The sequence below is a fragment of the Pseudomonas agronomica genome (genome assembly GCF_025917275.1).
Classification (GTDB): Bacteria; Pseudomonadota; Gammaproteobacteria; order Pseudomonadales; family Pseudomonadaceae; genus Aquipseudomonas; species Aquipseudomonas agronomica.
The window spans coordinates 1-7,129 of sequence record NZ_JAOSHO010000262.1; the positions used below are offsets into that span (position 1 = coordinate 1).

Genomic DNA, 7,129 nt, shown 5'->3' on the forward strand with positions numbered 1-7,129 from the left:
CCCGAGCCCTGGCATCGGAGGGCAGCGGCCGACCTTCGACCAGGATCTGCCCACTGTCGGCTGGCAGCAGACCAAGCAAGGTCGCGGCCACCGTACTTTTGCCACAACCGGACTCTCCCACCAGCGCGACCGTCTCACCGACCTGCACCTCCAGGCTGATGTGGTCGATAGCGGTCACCAGGCCATCGCGACTGGCGTAGGTCTTGTGCAACTGAGTGACGCTCAGCAGTGCGGGCTGTTTGTTGTTGTTCATAGCCGTTTACCTTTCAAAGAAGCCTCACACCTTGACCAAGGTGTTGTGGCAAGCCGCCCAGTGCTCCTCGCCGATTTCCACCCTCGGCGCAGCCTGGACGCAGCGCCCGGTGGCGCGTTCGCAGCGGGGGTTGAAGGCGCAGCCAGGCGGGGGAGCCGCCATGTTCGGCACCTGCCCCGGGATAAAGCCCAGGGGTTGGGGGCCCTGCCCCAGCTTTGGCACGGTGCCCATCAATTTCAGGGTGTACGGGTGTGCTGGTCGCTTGAACACCTGGCCCACCGGACCGCTCTCCACCACTTCACCGGCATACATCACCGCCACCCGGTCACAGAGCGAAGCCACGACGCCAAGGTTGTGGGTGATAAACAGAATCGCCAGGTCCTGCTCCCGGGCCAACTTGCGCAGCAGGGCGATGATCTGCGCCTGCACGGTGACGTCCAGCGCCGTGGTCGGCTCATCGGCGATCAGCAGTTTCGGCCGACAGGCCAGCGCCATGGCAATCACCACTCGCTGCAACTGGCCGCCAGACATCTGGTGCGGATACTTGCCTAACGCAAGAGCGGGATCGGGCATGCTCACCGCTTCCAGCGAGCTCAGCGCCTCGGCGCGAATCTGTGCCTTGCTCAGTTGCCGATGGCAGCCGATGACATCGAACATCTGCCGCCCGACCGTGAAGAACGGGTTGAGCGCCTTCATCGGATTCTGGAAGATCATCGCCGCGCCGCCGCCACGCAAAACCGCCAGCTGCGACGCCGACGCGCCGTTGACCTGCTGTCCGGCGACCTTGACACTGCCTCCCAGCCGAGCGGCCTCAGGCATCAATCCAAGGCAGGACATGGCCGTCATCGACTTGCCCGAACCCGACTCCCCCACCAACCCGAGGATCTCGCCGCGCCTGACCTTGAGGTCGATGCCGCGTACGGCCTTTACAGTCTTGAACAAACCAGGGAAGGACACCGTCAGTCCTTCCACTTCCAGCACCAGGTCCTGGGCTGCCTCGTTGTTCGAAGCAGCGAGAGACTCGAGCGTAGAAGTTTTCAAGGATTCGTTGATCATCAGCGCGTCCCCTTCTTTGGATCGAGCACATCGCGCAGTCCGTCACCCACCAGGTTGACGGCCAGCACCAGGACAAAAATCGCGACGCCGGGAAACAGCACCGTCCAGGGATTTTCGAGCAACTGTGAGCGCGACGCCGCGGCCATCAACCCCCATTCGACCATGGGCGGCTTGGCGCCCAGCCCGATAAAGCTCAGCGAGGCAGCGGCAAGAATGGTGTAGCCAAAGTCCATGGAGCCTTGCACGATCACAGGGGTGGTGGCATTGGGCAGGACATGGCGAAGCAAGATACGGCAGTGACTGACGCCCATGGCGCGGGCGGCTTGGATGTAGGTTTCCGAGCGAACCCGTACTACCGCACCGCGCATGATCCTCGCGTACCAGGGAAACCAGGAGACGGCGAGCGCCAGCATGGCGTTGGCCAATCCCGATCCCAGCGCAGCAGTGATAGCGATCGGCAACAACAACGGCGGAAAGGCCAGGAACACGTCAGAGACACGCATCAGCAGCGTATCGATTCGACCACCGAAGTAGCCGGAAACAAGCCCGATCGGAATCCCGATCAGCATCGCAATCAGCGTCACGCTTACTCCAATGATCAGCGAGGTGCGTGCGCCATAAAGCACCCGGGAAAGAATGTCGCGACCAAACTCGTCGGTGCCCATCCAGTGCGCCCAGTTGGGCGCGAGTAACTTCTGGGAAAAAACAATCTTGTTAGGCTCATAGGGAGCAAGCCAGGGGGCGAAGATGGCGGCCAGGATGATCAACAGCAATAACAGCGCGCCGAAAACAAACAACTTGTTATCGCAGGCAAACGCAAGGACCTTGATGCGCCATGACGGGGCTCGCGAGGGCATGGACAGGGACACGTCTTGGATACTCATTGGACTCGCAACCTCGGATCAACAAGGTGATACAAGAGATCAACAATCAGGTTGATCGACAGATAGGTCGTGGCCAGCACCAAGGTGGCGCCCATCACGGCGGGGAAATCATTCTGGGCAATCGAAAACACCACGAAGCCGCCCAGGCCGGGCCAATCGAAAACAAATTCGACGACTACCGCACCACCGAGCAGATAACCGAAGGTCAGGCCCACCACGGTCAGGAGCGGGATCATTGTCGCCTTCAGGGCATAGGCGTAGTGGATACGCCACTTGGGTACGCCGTAGGAAACGGCCGTGCGGATGTACTCCTCGGAGAGCACCTCTACCATCATGTTGCGAGTGATCCGAGTGACGGTGGCCAAGGTCACGACGACCAGAGTGAGCACGGGCAGCGTCAGGTGTTTGATGGCGCTCCACAGTGCTACGAAATTACCGGCCAGCAGCGTGTCGACCAGGTAAAAACCGGTCACACGCTCAAAGGGACTGTCGAGAAGAATGGAAGCATCGATACGTCCCTGCAGGGGCAGCCAGTTGAGCTTGCCGTAGAACAGCAGCTGCAAACCCATGGCCAGGATGAAAACGGGAAATGCCGTCCCGGCGATGGACCCCGCCCGCGCCACATTATCGATTGCTGAGTTCTGCCGCGCCGCTGAGATGACACCGATCGGCACCCCGAGCACCACCACCCAGAACATCGCCAGGAACGTCAGTTCGAATGTCGCGCCAACCCGCCTGACCACCTCCTCCACCACCGGTCGCCCGGTGCGCAAACTGGTGCCTAAATCACCCTGGAGAAGATTGCCGATGTAATTGAAGTATTGGATCGGCAGAGGTTTATCCAACCCGAGTTTTTCCCGCGCGACGGCAATTTGCTCCGCCGTGGGGTGATTTCCCAGCATCATCTCTACCGGGGAACCGGGAAGAGCTCGGCTCAGCACGAAGGTGATAGTCAACACGCCCAACAGAATGAAGAGCATGACTATCAATCGCTGGGCTATATACTTCGCCATTTAAACTACCTTTTGTGGCTAATAAACTTGGCCGTGACTTCTTACGCCCAGCATAAAGCCCTCAAGGCGAATCAACGCTTGAGGAATGACCGGGCGAATCAACCGACTATCGGATGTCAGGGCAAATCAGGCCTACCTCTACAACTTCATCGCAAACAGCTCGGCATTCAGCGATTCAAGTTGTAATAGAGAATGGCCTCATAGGCCGGATTAAGGCTTTTTTCCATACCCTTGATGTCTTTGCGGGAGACACGTATCTGCTGCACGTCGGCGTACCAGATCGCAGGAGCGTCCTTGGCCAGTAGCTGCTGGGCCTGGACGTACTTTTCAGAGGATTTTGTCCTGTCGCTGCCTTCCAGCGCCGCCGCCTCTTCGATCAACTGATCAAAACTTGGGTTGCTGTAATGAGACAGATTGAACAGTGTTGTCTTCTCGGTATGAAACTCACTGAAAAGCCAGTCGCTGGGCGTCGGATACGTCGGCCACCAAGCCATGGACTGCAGGTTTGGAGCGGTGTCCAGCTTCTTCGCCTTATCCCAGATCACCCCCCACTCGCCGGGGCGTAACTCTACTTCGACCCCAACCTGAGATGCCGTCGCCTGGAACAGTTCAGCAGCGTTTGCATAGACGCCACCGATGTACTGCATCGAGACTTTCCAGTCCTGCTTGGGTACACCGGAGGCTTCCAGCAATTGTCGGGCTTTATCCAGATCGTAAGAAGCCATGGGCACGCTGGCATGCCCCCAGATACTGCTGGGCAAGGGTCCCTTGGGGACACTGCCGTAGCCGTGCAGGATATCGTTGGTGACACCTTCATAATCCCAGAGGTATTGCAGCGCCTGACGGAATGCCAAGTTATCCGTAGGGTACTTCTGGGTATTGATCAAGAATTGGAAGTTCTTCCACGAAGGCGCGGTGCTCACCTTGATGGCGGGGTTCTCTCCCAACACCTTGAGCTGATCAAGCGGGATATCCCAGGCGACACCGGCCTCGCCATTCTTGATCATCTGGGTACGGGTAGAAGCTTCGGACACGACTTTCACGATGACCCGATCGAACTGCCCTTCTTTCCAGCCGCCCCAGTAACCCTCGAAACGTTCGAGCACCACCTGCTGGCCTTGTTCGACCTGCCCAAGCTTATAAGGCCCCGTACCGATGGCGTTGGGAGCCATCATCCAGTCATGCCCCTTTTCCACTGCCGCCGGGGCGATGATATAAGCAGCGTATTGACCTGCTGCGATCAGGTTGGCCGGAGTGGGATTTTGAAACTTGAGCATTACCGTGTCGTCAGCGACGACCTCGACGGAATCCAGGGCTTTCCATACATACGCAGCGCCCTGTTTCAGCGCCTTGACGTAATCGATGGATTTCTTGACCGCTGCGGCATTGAACGCCGAACCGTCATGAAACTTAACGCCGTGCCGCAGCTTGAAGGTCCAGGTCTTGCCGTTGTCGCTGCTTTCCCAGGACGTGGCGAGTCCAGGGGAAAACTCCTCGGCACTGCCTGGCGCGTTATAGACCAGAAGTGTCTCGTAGATATTGCCCAGCACCCGCACCTCTTCGGAAAAAGCCGAGGCCGGGTCCCAATCCTTGAACGAGGCTCGATCAGCGACTACCAAGGTATTGTTTGCCGCACACACCAAGCCACTGGTCAACGGCGCAGAAACGGAGAGCGCCATCAACCCTGCCATCAATGTTCTTTTGAAGTTCATCGGTGTTCCTCTTATTTTTATGATGGGCGCAGCGGGTTACTTGCACGAGCAGACAATCATCCGACCGGAATAAACGACGTGATTGGTCGTCGCGAGATTGCCTGAGCGGTGTGGCCCATTATTGATCTGCCGTACCGTCAGCTCAATTTCGCGAACATTAAGAAAAAAACGCCCGGTGACGCTTGAAAGCGTCACCTAGCGTCTGTTTTTAAGGCGGGGTTAGAACAAGGGGGGAACAAGGTTGAACTCACCCTCGGATGGGCGGATCAGCAGCCGCGCCCTGACTTCGCTGGGAATCTCAGGGGCATCAATCGGGAAGCAGCTGCAACTGGAAAGCGCGTTACGCAGGTCGATCGACTCGCCAAGGTACTCAAACACAATCTGCGCACCGAAAGGACGTCGAAAGTTGTCGCCCGACACGCCAAGCACCAAGCCATTGAGAAAGCGGAAGCGACTGCGGTAGGAAGGGTAAAGCGCTGACCAGATATAGCCCCGGGAGGATAGGTATTCGCGCTCGACGATGTAAATCAGATCGGATGAGGCAAAGCAGAACCCCCGATATTTATTGATGCCGAAACTCTTCAGTTGGTCATCACCCAACCTCACTCGCTCGTACGTTTTACTCAGGATTTTGTTGCCGGAACGAGTCAAGCGGGTAATCGACTTGATCACCTCCCCTGACCCGGAGGGCGACATCAAATAGACGAAGTAGTAACCCTGGTACTTCGACAGCTCCTGCGCGGAGCTTGGAAAAAAATCGGTGGGTACAGCACTGTCCGGCTCTCGCGACGTGCGCTGGCGGTTGAGCAAAGCGCGGAAGGAATCGTGCTCGGAGAATATCTCATCCTCATCGACCCCGAAAAAAGCGCAGATCCTGCGAAGGGTGAACAGTGAGGGAGTCGCCTGCGCCCCCAGGTATTTGTTGAACTGCTGGCGGTTGATATCGAGGGAGCGGCAGACCATCGCCACCGACTTGTAGTACCCGCAGAGAAGGCGCAAGTTCTGACTGAAATCTTGCATCGACTGGGGTGAATTGGAACTCGCCATTAAAAATATTCCTAACGCCAGCATTGACCACACGATGGACTGGTATCACGGCTTGATATTTTTCAACTCATTGAGCAAAGCCAGCAACTGCTCCATTTTTTCCGCGCCGAACTGCTCCTCGATTCTCTGGTAGTTGCTTTCCATTCCCTCGCTCATCGAAACGAAGCACTGTTCGCCTCGCTCCGTCAGGGACACGAAAACCCGTCGCTGGTCCTGGCTGGACTTTTGCCGGCGCACCAGGCCGTCGCGCTCCAGGCGGCTCAAGACGCCGGTCATGCTCGGTTTGAGAATGCACGCCTGCTGGGCCAGTTGATGGCTTTCCAGCTCGCCTTGCTGGCGCAGTATCCGAATGACCCGCCACTGCTGTTCGGTGAGGTCGTGCTTGTTCAGGGCGGGACGAAAAAAAGCCATTGCCGCTTCACGGGCTTGCAAAAGGGTCAGGGTCAGCGAAGGTCTGGGGTTGGCCATATCGGCACCATTTGGACGGGCGAGCCGGCAGCTTAGTGTCGGCCATCAACGCACGCAAGCCTGCGAAAAGTACAAGCGGTTCTGCCTAAAAGCCATTCTGTCGCACCGCCGCAGTCGTCATGCTGATCGGTACAAGATCAACAAGACCAAGGCGAAACATCCCGATGCCTGGCTCATCGCAATTTCAATTGGCGCTGGCGATACTCTCCCGGAGTGAGCTGTGCGTAACGCTGGAAAAAGCGGCTGAAATAGGCCGGGTCCTTGAACCCGAGCTGATAACAGATTTCATTGGCGGAGCTGCCGGTGAACAGCAGCAGGCGCTTGGCCTCTTGCATCAGGCGCTCCAGGACCAGGCGCTTGGACGGCAGGTCGGCGATGCGTCGGCACACATCGTTAAGGCGCGCCTCCGTCACACCGATGCATTGCGCATAACGCGACAAAGGCCAGTGCTGCAAGTAATGCGCTTCGATCAGCTCATTGAAGCGATGGAAAATCTTCAAATCTTCGTGCCGCGCAGGCGTGGCTTTCAACGAATGGGAACACAGCCGCAACAGGCTGATCATGATCAATCGCGTCAAGCTGTCCAAGGCGGCACCATGCCCTGGCCGCTGGGCGTCCACCTCTTCGCTCAACTCATCGAACAGGAAATCAAGCCGGCGGATCTCGCCCGCATCGTGCGGCCCCAAGTGCGCCAGC

General features: G+C 57.9%; 8 protein-coding genes. All 8 read right to left on the minus strand.

Translation table 11 applies throughout. From position 1 onward, the window contains the following. Window positions 1-253 (minus strand): ATP-binding cassette domain-containing protein (locus tag OC610_RS17620; RefSeq protein WP_264429396.1); only part of this gene is annotated, 253 nt, incomplete at its 3' end. 24 nt (window positions 254-277) lie between these two features. After that, complete coding sequence (locus OC610_RS17625; protein ID WP_264429398.1) at window positions 278-1,309, minus strand: ABC transporter ATP-binding protein; 1,032 nt, start codon at window positions 1,307-1,309, stop codon at window positions 278-280. Beyond that, the gene (locus OC610_RS17630; RefSeq protein WP_264429400.1) at window positions 1,309-2,178 is read right to left on the minus strand and encodes an ABC transporter permease; all 870 of its coding nucleotides are present in this window, start codon (window positions 2,176-2,178) and stop codon (window positions 1,309-1,311) included. The genes OC610_RS17625 and OC610_RS17630 overlap by 1 nt, the downstream gene beginning before the upstream one ends. A gap of 11 nt (window positions 2,179-2,189) precedes the next feature. Then, entirely contained in the window at window positions 2,190-3,206 is a 1,017-nt protein-coding gene (locus OC610_RS17635; protein WP_264429402.1) for an ABC transporter permease, read from the minus strand. A 167-nt stretch (window positions 3,207-3,373) separates the two neighbouring features. Continuing rightward, window positions 3,374-4,918: an ABC transporter substrate-binding protein gene (locus OC610_RS17640; protein WP_264429404.1), complete on the minus strand. Its 1,545-nt coding sequence runs from the start codon at window positions 4,916-4,918 to the stop codon at window positions 3,374-3,376. Window positions 4,919-5,137: 219 nt separating this feature from the next. Beyond that, window positions 5,138-5,965, minus strand: a complete 828-nt coding sequence (locus OC610_RS17645) for a helix-turn-helix domain-containing protein (RefSeq protein WP_264429406.1) — start codon at window positions 5,963-5,965, stop codon at window positions 5,138-5,140. Between the two features lie 45 nt (window positions 5,966-6,010). Continuing rightward, a complete protein-coding gene (hpaR, locus tag OC610_RS17650) occupies window positions 6,011-6,433 on the minus strand; it encodes a homoprotocatechuate degradation operon regulator HpaR (protein ID WP_264429408.1) in 423 nt (140 codons plus the stop codon). Window positions 6,434-6,606: 173 nt separating this feature from the next. Further along, window positions 6,607-7,129 (minus strand): helix-turn-helix domain-containing protein (locus tag OC610_RS17655; protein ID WP_264429409.1); only part of this gene is annotated, 523 nt, incomplete at its 5' end.

What these genes read in the sequence shown, in the direction of transcription:
- OC610_RS17625 (WP_264429398.1), bottom strand. Translation starts at nt 1,309, where the DNA reads ATGATCAACGAATCCTTGAAAACTTCTACGCTCGAGTCTCTCGCTGCT.
- OC610_RS17635 (WP_264429402.1), bottom strand. Translation starts at nt 3,206, where the DNA reads ATGGCGAAGTATATAGCCCAGCGATTGATAGTCATGCTCTTCATTCTG.
- OC610_RS17640 (WP_264429404.1), bottom strand. Translation starts at nt 4,918, where the DNA reads ATGAACTTCAAAAGAACATTGATGGCAGGGTTGATGGCGCTCTCCGTT.
- OC610_RS17645 (WP_264429406.1), bottom strand. Translation starts at nt 5,965, where the DNA reads ATGGCGAGTTCCAATTCACCCCAGTCGATGCAAGATTTCAGTCAGAAC.
- hpaR (WP_264429408.1), bottom strand. Translation starts at nt 6,433, where the DNA reads ATGGCCAACCCCAGACCTTCGCTGACCCTGACCCTTTTGCAAGCCCGT.